Annotated in this window: 20 protein-coding genes and 1 tRNA gene; 14 read left to right on the top strand and 7 right to left on the bottom strand. The window is 67.2% G+C overall.

What is annotated here, in order from left to right:
- Positions 1-27: 27 nt before the first annotated feature.
- Together BLR19_RS09695 and BLR19_RS09690 are read right to left on the bottom strand one after the other, a co-directional pair.
- Entirely contained in the window at positions 28-639 is a 612-nt protein-coding gene (locus BLR19_RS09695) for a response regulator transcription factor (RefSeq protein WP_091750122.1), read from the bottom strand.
- The gene (locus tag BLR19_RS09690; RefSeq protein ID WP_255366574.1) at positions 639-2,033 is read right to left on the bottom strand and encodes a sensor histidine kinase; all 1,395 of its coding nucleotides are present in this window, start codon (positions 2,031-2,033) and stop codon (positions 639-641) included. Before BLR19_RS09690 ends, BLR19_RS09695 begins: the two co-directional genes overlap by 1 nt.
- A 351-nt stretch (positions 2,034-2,384) precedes the next feature.
- Here BLR19_RS09690 and BLR19_RS09685 point away from each other — a divergent pair, with 351 nt between their 5' ends.
- From BLR19_RS09685 to BLR19_RS09620, 14 genes are all read left to right on the top strand, one after another.
- On the top strand, positions 2,385-3,062 hold the full coding sequence (locus tag BLR19_RS09685) for a TorF family putative porin (protein WP_091750119.1): 678 nt from the start codon (positions 2,385-2,387) through the stop codon (positions 3,060-3,062).
- Between the two features lie 27 nt (positions 3,063-3,089).
- Positions 3,090-5,039 carry a methyl-accepting chemotaxis protein gene (locus BLR19_RS09680; RefSeq protein ID WP_091750115.1) on the top strand — a complete coding sequence of 650 codons (1,950 nt, stop codon included), beginning with the start codon at positions 3,090-3,092 and terminating at the stop codon, positions 5,037-5,039.
- Entirely contained in the window at positions 5,039-5,314 is a 276-nt protein-coding gene (locus BLR19_RS09675; RefSeq protein ID WP_039246221.1) for an STAS domain-containing protein, read from the top strand. The genes BLR19_RS09680 and BLR19_RS09675 overlap by 1 nt, the downstream gene beginning before the upstream one ends.
- On the top strand, positions 5,311-5,676 hold the full coding sequence (locus tag BLR19_RS09670) for a response regulator (protein ID WP_091750112.1): 366 nt from the start codon (positions 5,311-5,313) through the stop codon (positions 5,674-5,676). The genes BLR19_RS09675 and BLR19_RS09670 overlap by 4 nt, the downstream gene beginning before the upstream one ends.
- Before the next feature lie 28 nt (positions 5,677-5,704).
- A complete protein-coding gene (locus tag BLR19_RS09665; RefSeq protein ID WP_091750109.1) occupies positions 5,705-7,954 on the top strand; it encodes a chemotaxis protein CheA in 2,250 nt (749 codons plus the stop codon).
- Positions 7,955-7,957: 3 nt separating this feature from the next.
- Entirely contained in the window at positions 7,958-8,413 is a 456-nt protein-coding gene (locus tag BLR19_RS09660; RefSeq protein ID WP_039246217.1) for a chemotaxis protein CheW, read from the top strand.
- Positions 8,410-9,270 (top strand): CheR family methyltransferase, encoded by an 861-nt coding sequence (locus BLR19_RS09655; protein WP_091750106.1) that lies wholly within the window; start codon positions 8,410-8,412, stop codon positions 9,268-9,270. Before BLR19_RS09660 ends, BLR19_RS09655 begins: the two co-directional genes overlap by 4 nt.
- Positions 9,267-10,304 (top strand): protein-glutamate methylesterase/protein-glutamine glutaminase, encoded by a 1,038-nt coding sequence (locus tag BLR19_RS09650; RefSeq protein ID WP_091750103.1) that lies wholly within the window; start codon positions 9,267-9,269, stop codon positions 10,302-10,304. The genes BLR19_RS09655 and BLR19_RS09650 overlap by 4 nt, the downstream gene beginning before the upstream one ends.
- Before the next feature lie 15 nt (positions 10,305-10,319).
- Complete coding sequence (locus BLR19_RS09645; protein WP_039246211.1) at positions 10,320-10,709, top strand: response regulator; 390 nt, start codon at positions 10,320-10,322, stop codon at positions 10,707-10,709.
- Positions 10,706-11,248: a chemotaxis protein CheD gene (locus tag BLR19_RS09640; protein WP_055753918.1), complete on the top strand. Its 543-nt coding sequence runs from the start codon at positions 10,706-10,708 to the stop codon at positions 11,246-11,248. Before BLR19_RS09645 ends, BLR19_RS09640 begins: the two co-directional genes overlap by 4 nt.
- A gap of 2 nt (positions 11,249-11,250) precedes the next feature.
- The gene (locus BLR19_RS09635) at positions 11,251-11,595 is read left to right on the top strand and encodes a hypothetical protein (protein WP_045811565.1); all 345 of its coding nucleotides are present in this window, start codon (positions 11,251-11,253) and stop codon (positions 11,593-11,595) included.
- A gap of 4 nt (positions 11,596-11,599) precedes the next feature.
- Complete coding sequence (locus BLR19_RS09630) at positions 11,600-12,190, top strand: response regulator (protein ID WP_045811566.1); 591 nt, start codon at positions 11,600-11,602, stop codon at positions 12,188-12,190.
- On the top strand, positions 12,187-12,666 hold the full coding sequence (locus BLR19_RS09625) for a hypothetical protein (RefSeq protein ID WP_091750100.1): 480 nt from the start codon (positions 12,187-12,189) through the stop codon (positions 12,664-12,666). Before BLR19_RS09630 ends, BLR19_RS09625 begins: the two co-directional genes overlap by 4 nt.
- A 208-nt stretch (positions 12,667-12,874) precedes the next feature.
- Positions 12,875-12,951: transfer RNA gene (locus BLR19_RS09620), tRNA-Arg, on the top strand.
- Between the two features lie 19 nt (positions 12,952-12,970).
- Here BLR19_RS09620 and BLR19_RS09615 read toward each other — a convergent pair.
- The 5 genes from BLR19_RS09615 to kdpC all read right to left on the bottom strand — a co-directional run bounded on the left by BLR19_RS09615 (position 12,971) and on the right by kdpC (position 18,472).
- Positions 12,971-13,501 (bottom strand): 2'-5' RNA ligase family protein, encoded by a 531-nt coding sequence (locus BLR19_RS09615; RefSeq protein ID WP_091750479.1) that lies wholly within the window; start codon positions 13,499-13,501, stop codon positions 12,971-12,973.
- Between the two features lie 2 nt (positions 13,502-13,503).
- Complete coding sequence (locus BLR19_RS09610; protein ID WP_369818851.1) at positions 13,504-14,133, bottom strand: histone deacetylase family protein; 630 nt, start codon at positions 14,131-14,133, stop codon at positions 13,504-13,506.
- 386 nt (positions 14,134-14,519) lie between these two features.
- Positions 14,520-15,209, bottom strand: a complete 690-nt coding sequence (locus BLR19_RS09605) for a response regulator (RefSeq protein WP_039246385.1) — start codon at positions 15,207-15,209, stop codon at positions 14,520-14,522.
- Positions 15,209-17,893, bottom strand: a complete 2,685-nt coding sequence (locus BLR19_RS09600; RefSeq protein WP_091750096.1) for a sensor histidine kinase — start codon at positions 17,891-17,893, stop codon at positions 15,209-15,211. Before BLR19_RS09600 ends, BLR19_RS09605 begins: the two co-directional genes overlap by 1 nt.
- The gene (kdpC, locus tag BLR19_RS09595) at positions 17,894-18,472 is read right to left on the bottom strand and encodes a K(+)-transporting ATPase subunit C (protein ID WP_091750094.1); all 579 of its coding nucleotides are present in this window, start codon (positions 18,470-18,472) and stop codon (positions 17,894-17,896) included.
- Positions 18,473-18,481: the final 9 nt, after the last annotated feature.

Genomic DNA, 18,481 nt, shown 5'->3' with positions numbered 1-18,481 from the left:
CTAAGGTGGCGACGAATCTCTTCGGGCTCAAGCGTCGCCGGCGCGCATTCCGATCCGGACCAGGGTGGACAGGTTCGCAGCCTGCATTTTCGTCATCACCTTTGCGCGAAAGATTTCCACCGTGCGCGGGCTGATCTCCAGCCGTTGGGCGATCTCCTTATTGGAGCAGCCGTCGATCAGGGCGTCGAAGACCTGACGCTCGCGCGGGGTCAGGGTGTCCAGTCGGGCCTTGGCGTCCTCGCGCGCGATCCGCTCGGCCTCAAGACTGGTCAGGGAGGCCAGGCAGCTGGAAACCGCGTCCAGCATTCGCTGCGGATCAAATGGCTTTTCGACGAAATCCACGACGCCCGCCTTCATCAACTGAACCGCCAGCGTCACCTCGCCATGACCCGTGATGACGATCACCGGCCAGGTGTCGCCGCGCAGGGTTTTCAGACGCCCGACCAGCTCAGAACCCTGAAGCCCCGGCATCCGCACATCGGTGATGACGCAGGCGCTGCGGTCTTCGGGCAGATTGGTCAGGAAGTCGTCGGCGCTGAGGAAACTGCGCGCCCGATACCCAGCCCCGCGCAGCATCAGCACCAGGGCGTCACGCATGGCGGGGTCGTCGTCGATGATGAAAACGGAGTGCGGGCTCATCAGATTTCGGACTCCGTGGGACGCGGCAGACGAAACGAGAAGGTCGCTCCACCCTGAGAATTCCGGCTAACGACCAAGGTCGCGCCATGGCTTTCGACGATTGAACGCGTGACCGACAGCCCCAGACCCATGCCGCCGGCCTTGGTCGTCGCCATCGGATGAAAGATGCTGTCGATCCTGTCTTCGGGGATGCCGTCGCCATTGTCGCACACCGCGATCTCATAGCCGTCCGCGCCCAGCGTCCGGCCGGTCACCGTCACGCGCGCGCCCTCGCGTCCGATGACGGCGTCCACGGCGTTGCGCACCAGATTGGCCAGCGCCTGCTGAATCTGAATGCGGTCGGCCAGAACCTGATCGTCGTCCTCTTCCACATCCAGGGCGATGGTCGTGTCGGTGTCCTGTCCCGTCAGGGCGAAGACCGGCGCCAGGTCCAGGACGATCAGCGAGGCGCGCTCTTCGGTGAAGGACCGCGAACCTGTGGCGACCTGTTCGCGCATGCGCCGAATGATGTCGCCCGCGCGCAGCAACTGGGTCTTGGCCAGGTCGATGGTCTTGGCCGGCCCTTCCGCGACCGTTCCCAGCCGGGTCAGTTCGGCCTGGCCGGCATGCAGATAAACGGTGGCGGCGGTCAGCGGCTGGTTCAGTTCGTGGGCCAGGGTCGCGGCCATTTCGCCCATCGAGTTCAAACGCCAGACGCTGCTGAGCTTGTCGTTCAGGTCGCGCTCGCCCTTGCGGATCGTCTCGGCCTGGCTTTGATCGCCCAACGTCAGGACGATGTGTTCGGGAGCGATGTCGTCGGGCAGGACGTTTGCGTGAAGCGTCAGCGGCGGCCCGGGCGTGTCTAAACTCCCGCTCGTCCAAGGCCCGGAGGATGGACCCAGCACCTCGCCGCCCTGACGGGCCTTCGCCAAGGCGGCGTCGTCGAAGCCGGGCAGCAGCGATCCGAAAGGCTGCGCCATCGCCGCCTCTCGATCCACACGCAGAAGATCGGCGGCGGCCGGGGTCACGCGGCGCGTGCGTCCTTCACGGTCCAGGGTCACGATCGGCGTTGTGGCCACGATGGTGTCGAGCAGCATCTCGCGCAGCGCCAGATCGCGCGTCAGGGCGCGGGCCTGTTCCAACGAGTCGATCAGCCGACGACAGACCTCGGCGATGACCCAGGCGATGACCGCGAAAAGCGCGGCGTTGGTCGCCGCATCCAGCACGCTTTCGCGATGCACCAGCCACAGATTGGCCCCGATGGCCAACAGGATCGCCAGCACGACTGCCCCCCTTTGCGCCAGCAGAGCCGTAACAATCACCGCCGGGACCAGCGGCAGATAGTAGAAGTTTCCAAACGGTTCGAGCGCGCTGCGAACCAGCGTCGCCACAAGAACAGCCAGACACGCGATCAAGACCCCGCTCCACCATGTCCTGGACCTGAAGATCATATCTTCGTGCTGTTCCTGGGTCGCTGGATATATTTCACCGGAGTGTGAATTCGGATGCGAAAACTCGCCTGACCTTAAGTCAACGGGCGTCGCCGCTTTTTTGACAACTTTTGTATAGGCGCATTTCGACTACGTGAACATACGTATTCGCTCAAATTCGGTTTGGAGTGGCTCGCCCCCCTGCCACCGACGCGGCTTGGACGCCGCGCGATACACCTCATGGGTTACGCAATCCTACATACGCTCCGGTTCAGATTTAATATTAATCATCGCCTCATCCTTGGGCTTCAGAATGCAGAAGCTTCAGGGATCACCATGTTTCGTTCGTCAGCCTTTTTTGTTGTCGCGGCAGTAGGCCTCGCAGCACCGATCACGTCCCAGGCCCAATCGTTCGGCCTCGATGTCGGTGTCGCCAGCCAGTATGTCGGCAAAGGGCTGGGCAAGAGCAATCAGGACGTTGCGCCTTTCGCCAAGGCCGAAGCCAGCTTCGGAGAAGGCTACGCCAGCGTCTTCGTCTCTGACGCCGCCGGATCTCAAGGCTACGACCTGGAAATCGTCAGCATGGTCGGTTGGCGACCCAAGGCGGGCGGTTTCACCTTCGATCTGGGGGTCATGAACCGCGACCTGCCAGGGTCGCGCGCCGGCGTCGACAAAAACTACTGGGAATATCAGGCGGACGCTTCACGCAAGCTGGGCCCCGTGGCGACGCGCCTGCGCGTCAACTATTCGCCCGACGGCTTCGCGGCGACGAAAGAGGCCTGGTGGCTGGAGCTTCAAGGCACGGTCTCCGTCGCCGCCAAGACAAAGATTTCCGCCGCCGTCGCCAACCGCATGGCCGACGGCGGTGTCGACTACAACGCCTGGAACGTCGGCGCCAAACAGAAGCTGACCGACGCGTTGGCCTTCGATCTGCGCTGGTACGACACCGACCGCCACAGCGCAGGCGAACCCTATGAGGGCCGCCTCGTCGCCGCCGCCACCTATTCGTTCTGAGTTACCGATCCACCGGGGGATGCTGAGTTGAAGTTGATTGAAAATATGCCCGTCGGCCGCAAGCTGTTCGCGGCCTTTGGTCTCGTTTTGGCGGCGATCGCCGTCATGGGCGTCGTCGTCGTCACGAGCCTGCTCCAGCTGGAGAAGGCCGGCGAAGTGCGCACGGTGGAAAACCAGGTCAATCGCGACACGGCGACGGCTGAGTTCTACATGGCGCGCCAGGAGAACGCCTTCCGCGGCTACCTTCTGTCTCAGGATCCCTACTATATCGAACGCGTCGATGCGCACCGCGCCAAGTTCCTGGCGGCCATGGACGAGCTGCGCGGCGAACTGCCCGCCGACCGCGCCGCCTTGGTTGACAAGGCGGTGGAAAGCAATGCGACTTGGTACAAGAATGTCGTGGAAGCCGGTTCTGCGATGGTCCGCGACGGTCGCGCGGCCCAGGCCGTTCAGATGGTCGGCCGCAACGGAACGGCCGACAACTACGTCGCGCCGGTCGAAGACACGATCGACCAGATCAAGAGCGCCAATGATGTGGCGCGCAAGGCCTCGACCGAGGCTCAGGCCGCCGCCAGCCGCACCGCGCTGATCGCCACGATCGTGGGCCTGATCTCGGCCCTAGTGATCGCCCTCATCGCAGGCTTCGTCGCGACGCGCTCCATCGTGCGCCCGATCTTCACGATGATCGGCTATATGCAAAAGCTGATGGCCGGCGACACCGACATCAAGGTCGCTAGCGCCGAGCGCAAGGATGAGTTCGGCAAGATGGGTCAGGCCATCGTGGCCTTCCGCGACGCCGCGATCGAAAAGGTCCGCGTCGAACAGGACGCCTTGGCGCAGCGCTCGATGTCCGAGCAGGAACGCGCCGAACGCGAGGCCGACAAGGCGCGCGAAGCCGCCGAGGACGCTCAGGCCATCGGCGCTCTTGGCGAAGGTCTTTCGGCCATGGCGAACGGAGATTTGACCTACCGGATCGACATCGAGTTCAGCGCCAAGACCGCGCAGCTGAAGACGGACTTCAACGCCGCGATCTCGCAGCTGCAGCAGGCCGTCTCGGTCGTGGTCAACAATGTCTCGGGCATCCGCTCGGGCGCCGGCGAAATCTCGCAGGCCGCCGACGACCTGTCGCGCCGCACCGAACAGCAGGCCGCCTCGCTGGAGGAAACCGCCGCCGCCCTGGATGAAATTACCGCCACGGTGAACAAGACCGCCTCGGGCGCCCGCCAAGCGTCGGACGTGGTTCAGGCCGCGCGCGGCGACGCCGAGAAGAGCGGCGTGATCGTGCGCGACGCCGTCCAGGCCATGACCGCTATCGAAGGCTCGTCCACCCAGATCAATCAGATCATCGGCGTCATCGATGAGATCGCCTTCCAGACCAACCTTCTGGCCCTGAACGCTGGCGTCGAGGCCGCTCGTGCGGGCGAGGCCGGTCGCGGCTTTGCGGTGGTCGCGTCCGAAGTTCGCGCCCTGGCCCAGCGTTCGGCCGAAGCCGCCAAGGAGATCAAGACCCTGATCTCGGCCTCGACGGGTCAGGTCGGCTCGGGCGTCAAACTGGTCGGCGAGACCGGCGAGGCCCTGCAACGGATCGTGGACCGCGTCGCCGAGATCGACAGCCTGGTCACCGAAATCGCGGCCTCGGCCCAGGAACAGGCCGTCGGTCTGGCCCAGGTCAACACCGCCGTGAACCAGATGGACCAGGTCACTCAGCAGAACGCGGCCATGGTCGAGCAGTCGACCGCCGCCAGCCATTCGCTGGCCCAGGAGGCGGAGAGCCTGCAAGCCTCGGTCGCTCAGTTCCGCGTCGGGTCTTCGCCGTCGCGCGCCGCTGCGCCCGCGCCGGTTCGCACGCCTGCGCCCGTCGCCAAGCCCGCGGCTCGCTCCAGTCACATGGTCGCCGCCCTGAAGACCATCGGCCGTGGCGGCGCCGCGCCCAGGCCTCAAGTCACCGCCGCCGAAGACGGTTGGGAGGAGTTCTGATGACCGAAACCCTGATCCTCTCCGACGTGTTGGACCTGAATGCGGCCGAGCCTCTGAAGGCCGAACTGCTGGCCCTGCGCGGTCATCCGGTGGTCCTGGACGCCTCTGCGGTTCAGCGCCTGGGCGGCCTGTGCCTTCAGATCCTGCTGTCGGCGCGAAAGACGTGGGCGGCCGACGGCGTCAACCTAAGTTTAGGGTCTGTGTCCCAATATTGGACGGAACAATGGGCGGCCTATGGCGCGCCGGACTTCAACACCGAGGGGGCGTTGGCATGACCAAGACCGTTCTGACGATCGACGATTCACGCACCATGCGCGACATGCTGCTGATGGCGTTGGAAGACGCGGGCTATACCGTGATCCAGGCGGTGGACGGCGTGGACGGTCTGGAGACCCTGGCGTCCAAGGGCGCCGACGTCATTATCACCGACATCAACATGCCGCGCATGGACGGCTTCGGCGTCATCGAGGGCGTGCGCGCCGATCCGAACCACCGCACCACGCCGGTGCTGGTGCTGACGACCGAGAGCGATGTCGAGAAGAAGGCCCGTGCTCGCGCCGCCGGTGCCACCGGCTGGATCGTCAAGCCGTTCGACCCCGTCAAGCTGGTGGACGCCGTCCGCCGCGTCGCCGCCTGATCGCTGAAGCCCGCCGGACGCCGACCCAATGGACGCCTTCGAAGCCATCAAAGCCACCTTCTTCCAGGAGTGCGACGAACTGCTCGCGGACCTGGAAGCCAAGCTGATGCTGCTTGAACAGGGTCAGACCGATCTGGAGACGATCAACGCCGTCTTCCGCGCCGTCCATTCGGTCAAGGGTGGGGCAGGGGCCTTCGGGCTGGAGGCCCTGGTCCGGTTCGCCCACGTCTTCGAGACCCTGATGGACGAACTGCGCGCGGGCCGTAAGCCGTGCGACGCGATCACCATCAAGACCCTGCTGCGCGCCTCCGACGTGCTGGCCGATCATATCCAGGCCGCGCAAGGGTTGATCCCGCCGGTGGACGAGGCGCGGTCCGCCGCCCTGGTCGCCGAAATGCAGGTCCTGACCCACGGCGGCGAGGCGCCGGTCGAGATCGAGGAAGACGAAGACGACTTCGGCTTCACCCCCATGGCCTTCGACATGGCGCTGGACGAGCCTGCGTCCCTGCCCATCGTCGACCTGGGCGCAGACGCGCCGTCGGTCGGCTGGCGCATCGTGTTCAAGCCGATGGGCCGGATGTACGTCAACGCCAACGAGACCAGCCTGCTGCTGCGCGAACTGGGCCGCCTCGGCCCGGTCACGGTCGTCGTGGACGACAGCGAGACGCCGACGCTGGACGCGCTGTCGATTGAGGACGGCTGCCTGACTTGGACGATCGATCTGGCCGCAGCCGTCGATGAGGCGGCCGTGCGCGAGGTCTTCGACTTCGTCGAAAGCGACTGCGACCTGACCATCACGCCCCTGGGCGCCGGCGGCGCAACCGACATCGGCGCGTTCGACGACGAACCGGCCGCCGTCCTGCCCGCCAGCGACGATCTGGATATCGCCGCCCTGCTGGCCAAGGCCTCCGGCGCCGCCGTCGAGCCGGCGGCCGAGGTCGTGCCATTCGCCCCCTTGGAGCTGGAGCGCACGCCGGCCCCGATCGCGGCTGCACCTGCCGTAGAGCCGGTGGCCGCCTCTGTCGCCGCACCCGTGGCGGCGACCCCCGCGCCGGCTTCCGCTCCTGTCGCGCCCGCGCCGGTGACGATCCGTGTCGATCTGGATCGTGTGGATCGCCTGATCAACGTCGTCGGCGAACTGGTCATCCAGCAGGCGATGCTGTCGCAGCGCGTCTTGGAAAGCGGTCTGGCCCGCTCCTCGGGCATCGCGCTCGGCCTCGAAGACCTGGAACTGCTGACCCGCGAGATCCAGGACAGCGTCATGGCCATCCGCGCCCAGCCGGTGAAGTCGGTGTTCCAGCGTATGCCGCGCCTGGTGCGCGAAGTCGCCGACATGGTCTCCAAACAGGTCCGTTTAGTCACGGCCGGCGAGGACACAGAGGTCGACAAGACCGTGGTCGAACGCCTGGCCGAACCCATTACGCACATGCTGCGCAACGCCATCGACCACGGGCTGGAAACGCCCGAGGAGCGCGTCGCCGCCGGCAAGCCGGCCGAGGGCACGGTGCGTCTCGCAGCCCTGCACCGCTCGGGTCGGATCGTCATCGAAATCTCCGACGACGGCCGCGGCATCAACCGCGAACGCGTCAAGAAGATCGCTGTCGACAAGGGTCTGATCGCCGCCGACGCCCCCCTGACCGATGAACAGATCGACAATCTGATCTTTGCGCCTGGCTTCTCCACCGCCGCCGTCGTGTCCGACATCTCGGGCCGGGGCGTGGGCATGGACGTGGTCAAACGCTCGATCCAGGCTCTGGGCGGCCGCATCTCCATCAGCTCGGTGCCGGGCAAGGGCTCGACCTTCACCCTCAGCCTGCCGCTGACGCTGGCGGTGCTGGACGGCATGGTCGTCACCGCCGCTGAACAGACGCTAATCGCGCCGCTGCCGGCCATCGTCGAGAGCCTGACCCCGCAGGCCGTCGACCTGCACTTCGTCGGCGGCGTGGATCCCGTCATCCGCTTCCGCGATCGTTTCCTGCCGCTGATCGACGTGGCCCTGATCATGGGCTTCCGCGAACGGCCGATGAACCCTACCGAAGGCGTCGCCGTGGTCGTCGAAACCGAAGGCGGTCAGCAGGCGGCCCTTCTGTTCGACGCCATTCAGGGCCAGCGCCAGGTGGTCATCAAGAGCCTGGAAACCAACTACCAGCAGGTCGAGGGCGTCGCCGCCGCCACCATCCTGGGCGACGGGCGCGTGGCCCTGATCCTGGATGTCGACGTGCTGGTCACCGACATGCGCCGCAAATCCGTCCGTCCCGACTTCAAGCTCGCGAGCTGAACCATGACCGAAGCCAAAGATCTCCAGCGTGAACTGATCGCCTTCCGCATCGGCAGTCAGGAATTCTGCGTCGACATTATGTCTGTGCGCGAAATCCGCGGCTGGACGCCGGCGACGCCTCTGCCCCGTTCGCCGGGATACATGAAGGGCGTCATCAACCTGCGCGGCACGGTCCTGCCGATCATCGATCTGGGCGCGCGCTTCGGCCTGACGACCTCGGAACCGACGGCGCGCCACGTCATCATGGTCGCCCATATCGGCGGCCGGATGGTCGGCCTGCTGGTCGACGCCGTGTCCGACATCCTGCAGATGAGCGAGGCCTCGGTCCAGCCGACGCCCGACGTCGCCAGCGATCAGGTCAAGACCTTCGTCAAGGGCATCTTCTCGATCGACGGCCGCATGATCAGCCTGATCGAACTGGATTACATCCTGCCGCAAGTCGAGGCCGAAGCCGCATGACCGCCGCCGCCGGCCGGGGATCGATCGTCGAAGGCGAGTTCGTCTTCACCGCCGAGGATTTCCGCCATATAGCCCAGATGCTGCACGCCCACGCGGGCATCGCCCTGAACGAGGGCAAGGCCGCGCTCGTGTATTCGCGGCTGGCCAAGCGGTTGCGCACCCTGGGTCTGACCAGCTTCCGCGACTACTGCGCCCTGGTCGAGCGCGTGGACGGCGTGGACGAGCGTCAAAAGATGACGGCGGCCCTGACCACCAACGTCACCCGTTTCTATCGCGAGCCGCACCATTTCGACGACCTGCGCGACCGGGTCATGCCCGAACTGGCGGCGCGCGCCCGCGCCGGCGGCCGGGTCCGTCTGTGGTCGGCGGCCTGCTCGAACGGGCAGGAGCCCTATTCGATGGCCCTGACCGTGCTTCAGGCCCTGCCCGAAGCGGCCGAGCTGGATGTGCGAATCTTGGCCACCGACATCGATCCCAACATGGTCGCCCAAGGCCATGATGGCGTCTATTCCGAAGAGGCGCTGGAGCCCGCGCCCGTCACCCTGTGGCGCAAATATTTCGACCGCGCCGATCGCGGCCAGTGGGTCGCGGGCGCGCAGCTGAAGCGTCTGGTCAGCTTCAAGGAGCTGAACCTGATCGGCGACTGGCCGATGAAGGGCAAGTTCGACGTCATCTTCTGCCGCAACGTCGTCATCTACTTCGACGACGCGACTCAGGAGCGGGTGTGGAAGCGGTTCACTCCGCTGATGAACCCCGGCGCGACCCTTTACATCGGTCACTCCGAACGCGTCTCCGGCCCGGCGACCAGCCAGCTTCAGACCGCCGGCCTGACCACCTATCGCTTGGGGTCTGCATGAGCCGCGTCCGCGTCCTCGTCGTCGACGACAGCCTGACCATGCGCGGGCTGATCTCGGCCGCCCTGAAGTCGGACCCTGAGATCGAGGTCGTCGGCACCGCCGCCGATCCCATTGAAGCGCGCGCCGCGATCAAGGCCCTGAATCCCGATGTCCTCACCCTGGATGTCGAGATGCCCAATATGAACGGGCTGGAGTTCCTGGAAAAGATCATGCGGCTGCGGCCCATGCCGGTGGTCATGGTCTCGACCCTGACGGCGGCGGGCACGGACGTGACCCTGGCCGCGCTGGAAATCGGCGCCGTGGACGCGGTGGCCAAGCCGGCGGTCGCCAGCGTCGATGCTTTCCACGACCTGATCGGCAAGGTGAAGACCGCCGCCCGGTCGCGCGTCCGCGCCCGCGGCGACACGCCCGCCGCCGCCGAGGCGCCGCGCGCCTATCATGCCGATCCCAATCAGATTCTCGCCATCGGTTCGTCCACCGGGGGGGTCGAGGCTCTGCTGACCGTGCTCAGCGGCTTCCCTCTGGATTGCCCCGCGACCGTCATCACCCAGCATATGCCGGCGACCTTCACCGCCAGCTTCGCCGCCCGCCTGGACCGCGTCTGCGCCCCGACCGTGACCGAGGCGGTGGACGGCGCCCCGCTGAAGCCAGGCCACATCTATCTGGCCCCCGGCGGCGCGACCCATCTTGAGGTGTCCGGCGGCCTGACGCCCCGTTGCCGCCTGATCGCCAGCGATCCCGTCAACGGCCACCGTCCGTCAGTCGATGTGATGTTCGAATCCGTCGCCCGGCTGAAGCGTCCGATGACCGGCGTCATCCTGACCGGCATGGGCCGCGACGGCGCCAAGGGCTTGCTCGCCATGCGCCAGGTCGGCGGCCGCACCCTGGGCCAGGACGAGGCGACATGCGTCGTCTACGGCATGCCCAAGGCCGCCCATGAAATCGGCGCCGTGGAGCGGCAATTGCCGTTGCACCGCCTGTCCCCCGCCATTCTCGAACTGTGCGCCGATCCGGCTGCGCGGTCAGTCGCCTAATCGGGAGCGTAACCTATGCCCGCCGCCGCCTCACTTCACTGCCTGGTCGTCGATGATCAGATGACGATGCGCTCGCTTGTCCGCACCAGCTTGCAACAGCTTGGCGTGCGCGAGATCCGCGAGGCCGCCGACGGCGAAATCGCCTTGCGTGAGATCGTGTCCAAGCCCGCGCACCTGATCATCTCCGACTACAATATGCCGAACCTGGACGGCCTGGGCCTTCTGCGCGCCGTGCGCGCCCACCCGCCGACCTCCAAGACCGCCTTCATCATGCTGACGGGCCGCGCCGACCGCGAGCTGGTCCAACGTGCGGTGCAGTTCGGGGTCAACAACTATTTGGTCAAGCCCTTCACCGTCGCCCAGCTGAAGGGCAAGCTGGAAGCCGTTTTCGGTCCCCTGACATGAGTTTCGCCGCCCTGAAGGACACGGTCGAAAAGCGCGTTCACGTCGGTCAGGGCGAGCACTTCATCACGTCCGATCCCAATGTCGTGCTCAGCACCATCCTGGGGTCCTGCGTCGCCATGTGCGTGCGCGATCCGCTGGCGGGCGTTGGCGGCATGAATCACTTCCTGCTGCCCGAAGGCTCGGGCGCGGGCACCGACGCGGGACGTCGCTACGGCGCCTATGCGATGGAGCTTCTGATCAACGACATGCTCAAGGCCGGCGCCCGTCGCGATCGGCTGGAGGCCAAGCTGTTCGGCGGCGGCCGCATGTTCGACAGCCTGCGCGACGTCGGGCGCAGCAACGCCGACTTCGCCGAGAAATTCCTGCGCGACGAAGGCATTCCCGTCGTGGGCGGCAGTCTGCGCGGCGACGGCGGTCGGCGCCTGCACTACTGGCCCGTCACCGGCCGCGCCCTTCAACGCGCCGTCACCGACGTCGTCGCCCCCAAACCCGTGCCCGTCATGGCCCCGGTCGATACCGGCGCCCTGGAACTGTTCTGAGCATGAGCGCCCCTCCTGAACACGCCGATCTGCTGGCCGCCGTCGCCGACGAGCTGATGCTGGTGCGCGAAGGCATCGACGGGATCGAGGCCCTGGTCAGTGATCTGGTCCGCCGCGCCCCGCCCGAGGAACGTCCCAACGCCCTGACCCAGGCCCAGGCCCTGGACGCCCTGACCCAGCGCCTCGAGGCTCTGTCCGGCGTCCTGCGCATGCTGGGCGGCGGCGCCAGCCCGTCCGAGGCCGTCAGCCGCCTGTCGCTGGCCGACATGGCCGGCCGCCTTCGTCCCGCCGCCGGCGAGCATCGCCCGCAATCGAACGCCGACGCCGGCGACCTCATGCTGTTCTGACGCCATGGCCAAGAGCGATCGGGTCAATCTGGCGCACACGACGGTCCTTCTGATCGACGACCAGCCCACGTCGCTGGATATGCTGGGTTCCATCGTCCAAGGCTTCGGCTGCAAGGAGCAGATCAAGTGCGCCTCGGCCCAGGCGGCCGTCGAACTGCTGGCGCGCCGCTCGGTCGATCTGATCCTGATCGACTGCATCATGCCGGACATGGACGGCTATGACTTCGTGCGCTGGCTGCGGCGCGACGCCCCCACGCCGACCCGCTATGTGCCCGTTATCATGATCCTTGGTCACGCCTCCCAGGCCAAGGTCCACCAAGGCCGCGACTGTGGCGCCAGCTTTATCGTCGCCAAACCTCTGTCGCCGTCTCTGCTGTTGAAACGGATCATCTGGCTGGGCGGTGAGGACCGCGATTTCGTCGAGTCCGAACACTACATCGGCCCCGACCGCCGGGTGCACAACTACGGACCGCCTCCCGGCACCGATGGTCGTCGCGAAAGCGACCTGACCGGTGATCTGGGCGAGGCGGTCGAGGAAAACATGGATCAGGACGAGATCGACATGCTGATGAAGCCGATGAAGGTCAGCCTGTGACCGAGCCTGTCGCCGCGCCCAAACCCTCCACCGTCCGCCGCGTCCACACCTCGCTCCAGCGTCAGATGGCGCGGCCCGGCGGCCGTCTGATCATCGAGGCCGAATCCCGCGCCAACCAGGCGCTGGATGAACAGCGCGACCATGTCTTCACCCTCCTGACGGCCAATGTCGACGCCATCGAGGCCCTGTGCGCGACCCGCCCGCAGGATGCTCCGGCCCAAATCTACGCCTTCGCCTCCGCCATGGTCGACATGGCCGGCTACCTCGATGTCCCGACCTTCTTCGAGGCCGCCTTCAGCCTGTGCGAGATCGCCGACCGGATGAAGAGCGCCGGCAGCTGGTCCTGGCCGTCGGTCGAGGTTCACGTGCGCGCGCTTCGCCTGACCCTGGCCGCCCAGGGCCAGACCAGCGCCGACTCCGACCGCCTTCTGGAGGGCCTGCGCGCCCTGACCGCTCACATTCCGCCCGTCGGTTAACGACCGTTCCGTTCTCGCGGAACAAGGGCGAAACGAATCAGGACCGAATCGCTGACATCGCCCGTTTCGTCTTTTGTTCACCGCGATATCTTGTAGGTTAAGGCCCCTTAACCACAAACGCTCACCACCGCAGTCGACCGACCGCCGCCCGACTTTTTCGTCGCCCCGACTTCCCCCCGCCGCCCCGACCCGCTACGGCGTCGATCGTGGCCCCGTAGCTCAGCTGCATAGAGCAAGGCTTTCCTAAAGCCGAGGTCGGAGGTTGGAGTCCTCCCGGGGTCGCCATGGCACTGTCGGGTGCATTCTAATCGTCGAGGGGCAGCTCGCTCTCGAATGGAATCCGGTCAATCGCCTCCCACGGGCCGTCCAGGTAGCGCCAGACGAGCAGGCCTTCAGCGAGAATGTCGAACGGCTCGAACTCAAATTGAAGGTACTCAAGCAGCTGTTTGGCGTCTGCGGGCTCAACCTTGTTCTGGATCGTGATGTGCGGTCGGAACGGGGTCTGATCCTGGCGGGTCAGCCAGGGCGAAAAGGCCTCCGCGAGCTGTCTACGCAGTCGGTCCAGATCGGCGGACGCCAGGCGGTAGGCCACGCCACGCCCCAAAGACCACGGGCCGCATACATCGAGACGGATGGGCGCCTGGCGACGGCACGCCGACTTCAGCGTCTCCAACACGAAGCCTTCCTGCGCCCCAGGGAGCGCGTGGAACAGTGTCAGGTGGGCTGGGACGACGTTGCGGTGGCGGGGGAAGTGCGCCTGGCGCAAGCCGTCGAACCAGTCGAAGGCGCCGTCGTCCAGGGCTGCGGTGATAATGAGCGGCGCAGGATCTGCCACGATCAAGCCTCCCGCCTAGCCAGACCGCGCCGCCAGGCCTGGGCGGACGCGCGATGGAGCGTCGCATGGCGGCGCGCCAGACGATCAATGTCGTGGTCATATCCACCGCCGATGACTCCGACGAGCGGCGCGACCGCCAGACAGGTTTCCAGCACATAGGCGTCGCGCTCAGCCAATCCCTCGTCGCTCAGCGACAGCCGCCCGAGCCGGTCGCTTTCGTGCGGATCGACGCCGGCGATGTAGAAGACGAGATCCGGCGCAACGCGTTGAAGCAGGTCGGGCAGAACGTCTTTGAGCCGGGCGACATAGGCCGCGTCGCCTGTTCCGTCGGGCAGGTCGATATCCAGATCACTGGGCCCCCTGCGCACTGGAAAGTTCTTTTCGCCATGCATGGAAAAGGTGAAGACGCGGGGCTCGTGCTCGAAGATGAAGGCGGTCCCATCGCCTTGGTGGACGTCCAGATCGACCACCAGGACCTGTCCGACCTCGCCATTATCGATCAGGGCTCGCGCGGCCACGCCGACGTCGTTGAAGACGCAGAAACCGGCGCCGCCCATCGGGCCGGCGTGATGGCTGCCGCCGGCCGTGTTGCAGGCGAGGCCATGGCGAAGGGCGAGACGGGCTGCGGTCAGCGTGCCGCCGACGGCGGCCTGCGTGCGTTTGACGACGCTTTGGGTGATGGGCAGGCCGATGACCCGTTACACCTTCGGCGGAACACGGGCGTCCAGGACTTGGCGCACATAGTCGGGGTCATGCACGGCGGCGAGTAGTGAATAGTCCGCAGGTTCGGGCTCCCATAGTCCCTCCGGTCCGATCAGCCCTTCCGCTCTCAGCACCTCCACCAGGCGCGCATACTTCTGCATCGGAAAGCGATGACCCGAAGGCAGTTCGGCGTTGTACGCCGGGTGGTAAACGATCGGTGGGAAGGGGCCTGATTCAGACATGAGTTCCGCAGACAACGCGCCGGCCTTTATGAGGCTGCATTGGGAAAGGTAGTCGAACCCTCTCGCCGAAGGCCTCAGTCCGCCAGTCGGTACCCCACGCCCGGTTCGGTCACGAGCAGGACGGGCTGGGCCGGGTCGGCCTCGAGCTTGTGCCGGAGTTGGCCGACGACGACGCGTAGATACTGCACGTCGTCGGCGTGACCGGCGCCCCAGATGGTCTTGAGCAGGTCGGCGTGGCCCAGGACCTTGCCGGCGTTGCGGGCGAGGTAGGCCAGGACGTCGTATTCCTTGGGGCGCAGCTTCACCCGCTCGCCGGCGCGGGTGACGATGCGGCGGTCCAGGTCAATGACGACATCGCCGGCCGTAACTACCCCGCCCGCGACCGGCGTCAGCGCGCCCTGACGTAGACCCGCGCGGATGCGCGCCAGCAGTTCGCCGACGCCGAACGGCTTTTCGACATAGTCGTTGGCGCCCAGGTCCAGGGCCGTGATCTTCTCGGCCTCGCGGTCGCGGGCGGACAGGACGATGATCGGCCCCTGATAGAAGTCGCGCGCCCTCGTCAGAACGTCCTTGCCGTCCATGTCGGGCAGGCCGAGGTCCAGAACCACGGCGTCGGGGCTCCACAGGGCGATGGCGCGCAGGCCCTCCTGACCGCTGTCGGCGCGGCGCGGTTCATAGCCGGCGGCGTCCAGGGCGGGGGCCAGGAAGCGGTGGATCTGCGGCTCGTCGTCGATGACCAGAACCTGGGGGCGAACGGCGGACATCACAGCAGATCCGGGTGGGTGGCGATGGACTTGGGCAGGCTGATCAGGATGCGGGTGCCGCCTTTGCCGTCGTCGTCGTCCTGGATCGGGCTGGCGGCGGCGATACGGCCGCGCATGGCCTCGACGAAGCCCTTGGCGATGGCCAGGCCCAGGCCGGCCCCCTTGGCGCGGTCGGTGGATTCTTCCATGCGGCGGAACTTGTCGAACACCCGTTCCAACTCGGCGGTCGGGATGCCACGTCCCTCGTCCTCGATGGAGATGACGACGGCGCCGCGATCCTCATAGGCCGCCAGTTCGATGGTCGTGCCGTCGGGGCTATAGGCGATGGCGTTTTCCAGGATGTTGACCACCGCCTGTTCCAGCAGGCCTGGATCGGCCTCGACCATGCTGAGCTGGGCCGGAAAATCGCGCGTGACCTTGCGCCGGCCCAGGCGGCGCGACACCCGGTCGGCGGCGGCGTTCAGGATGTCGCGCACATCGGTCCAGTCGGTGCGCACGTTCAGGCCGCCGCCCTCCAGCCGGGTCATGTCCAGGAGATCGCCGACATAGCGCGACAGGCGTTCGGCCTCTTCGCGGATGCTGAGCAGCAGGTCGTCACGGACCTCGGGCTTCAGGGTCGCGCCATAGTCGATCAGGGTCGTCGCCGAGCCCAGGACGGTGGACAGGGGCGTGCGCAGGTCGTGGCTGACCGAGTTCATCAAGGCCGCGCGGAAACGATCGGCGCGGCGCAGGGTCTCGGTCTCCAGCGCCTGACCGGCCAGATCGGCGCGCTCCAGCGCCACGGCGCCCTGGTCCAGCAGGGCCATGGCCAGACGTTCCTCGTCCGACCCCGCCGCCACCGCCGAGGCGTCGACGCCCGCCACGCCGGCCCGGCCGCGCACGCCCTGCAGGGGCTGAAACCGCCAGTGGGTCTGCGGCAGTGTGCCCGTGCCGTGGCCCGTGACCTCGCCGTGGGTCCAGGCCCAGCGCGCGGCGGCCATGGCGTCGGGGGCCAGGGTCACGCCCTCGGGACTGGCCGCCGTCAGAACGATGTCCTCGCCGTCGGGTAGCAGGACGACGGCGCTTGCGCCGGCGGCGGCCGAGGCCTGTTCGGCCAGGCTGCGGGCCGTGGTCGCGCGATCCTGGCCCGCCGACAGGGTCTGGCTGGCGGCCAGCAGGGCCGAGACGGCGGCGGCGCGCCGCTGGGCGGCTCTGGCCTGTTCGCGCACCCGCCCCGCCAGGGCGCCTGTGCCTAGGGCCACGCCCCAGAAGAGCAGCAGCGTCAGGAAGTCAGTCGGTGAACCGATCAGGAAGCTGTAGCGCGGCTGAAGGAACAGGAAGTTGTAGGTCAGAAAGGCCAGGGTCGCCGCCGCCAGCGCGGGTCTGAGGCCGTTCAGCACCCCGGCCGCCACCACCGCCGCCAGATAGATGACCCCCAGATCGACCCGCTCGAACCGGGTGTCCAGCAACAGGGCCGCCCCCGTCGCCGCCAGGACGAACCCCGCCCCGGCCGGATAGCCGCGCCAGTCCATCGCCGCCCGGACGCCCGACTTGGCCGCCGGTTCGGGCGCGGCCAGATCGCCCTCGGTCACGACGTGGACGGCGACGCCCTGGGCCTTGCGCAGCAGTTCGGTCGCCAGGGCCCGGCCGGTCCATTCGGCGAACCGCCCGCCGCGCGTCTTGCCGATGACGATCTGGGTGACGTTGTTGCGGTGAGCGTGGTCCAGAACGGCGCGCACGACGTCGTCGCCGCTGATCGTCACGGGCCGTCCGCCCAGCTGCTCGGCCAGCTTGAAGGCCTCGGCCAGCCGTCCCGCCGACCGGGCGTCGGCGCGCGATCCGCTGGGCCGCTCGACATGGGCGACCGACCAGGGGGCGTCCATCATCATGTCGGACATTCGCCGCCCGGTGCGAACCAGCGAGGCGGTCATGGCGTCGCCGCCGACCAAGACCAGGATCCGCTCGTTCGCCGCCCACGGCCCCGACACACCCCGCTCGCGCAGGTGGGTCAGCAGCTGGTCGTCCACCGTCTGGGCCGCGCGCCGCAGGGCCAGTTCGCGCAGCGCCGTCAGGTTTTCGATTTTGAAGAAGTTCTCGGACGCCACCCGCGCCGTTTCGGGCACATAGACCTTGCCTTCAGCCAAACGCACCCGCAGGTCTTCGGGCGTGATGTCGATGACCTCGATGTCGTCGGCGCCGGTCAGGGCGCTGTCGGGCACCGCCTCGCGCTGGCGCACGCCGGTGATGCGCAGAATGACGTCGGACAGGCTTTCCAGGTGCTGGATGTTCAGCGTGGTCCAGACGTCGATGCCGGCGTCGCGCAGCTCCTCCACATCCTGCCAGCGCTTGGGATGGCGCGAACCGGGCGCGTTGGAATGGGCGTACTCGTCGACCAGCAGCAGTTCGGGCCGTCGCGCCAGGGCGCCGTCGAGGTCGAACTCCATCAAGGCGCGGTCGCGGTGCTCGATCGGCGCGCGCGGCATGACGTCGAGCCCGCGCAGCAGGCTCATCGTCTCCTTGCGGCCGTGGGTCTCGACCACGCCGACGACGACGTCCAGACCCTCGGCCTTTCGACGGCGCGCGGCGCGCAGCATCTCATAGGTCTTGCCCACGCCTGGCGACATGCCCAGAAACACCTTCAGTCGCCCGCGCTTGCGGCGCGGAGCGGCTGAAGTCGCGGGCGTTTCGGGCGCCGTTTCGGGCAATCAGCCCTCCGCGCCGAAGCGGGCGTCCAGCGCGCGGTTGGTCATCAGCACATTGACGTGCGGCTGGCCGATGAAGCCGAGGAAGGCCCCCTCGATGTGCGCGTCGATGATGCTCTGGACCTGCTGCACGGGAACGCCTCTGGCGCGGGCGATCCGCGCGGCCTGAAGCCGAGCGTAGGCCGGAGACACGTCCGGGTCGAGACCGGAACCCGAGGTCGTCACCGCATCGGCGGGGATGATACCCGGACCGTCCTCAGCGCGGATGGCCTGGGCGCTTTCGGCGACGCGAGCGATCAGGTCCGGGTTCAGCGGCCCCATGTTGGAGCCGGACGAGGCGGCGGCGTCATAGCCGTCGCCCGCCGCCGACGGGCGCGGATGCAGATAGGTCGCGCCGACGAAAGGCTGGCCGATCAGGGACGAGCCGACGACCCGCCCGCCGGCGTCGCGCACCAGGCTGCCGTTGGCCTGGTCCGGGAAGGCGACCTGGGCGATGCCGGTGACGGCCAGCGGATAGGCCAGGCCCAGCAGCAGGGTGAACAGGGCCGTCATGACGAGGGCCCGGCGAAGTTGGTTGACCATGGTCGTCGC

Origin of the sequence: Brevundimonas sp. 374 (assembly GCF_900102995.1) — a bacterium.
Classification (GTDB): domain Bacteria; phylum Pseudomonadota; class Alphaproteobacteria; order Caulobacterales; family Caulobacteraceae; genus Brevundimonas; species Brevundimonas vesicularis_C.
This window is presented reverse-complemented; position numbering and strand designations above follow the sequence as displayed.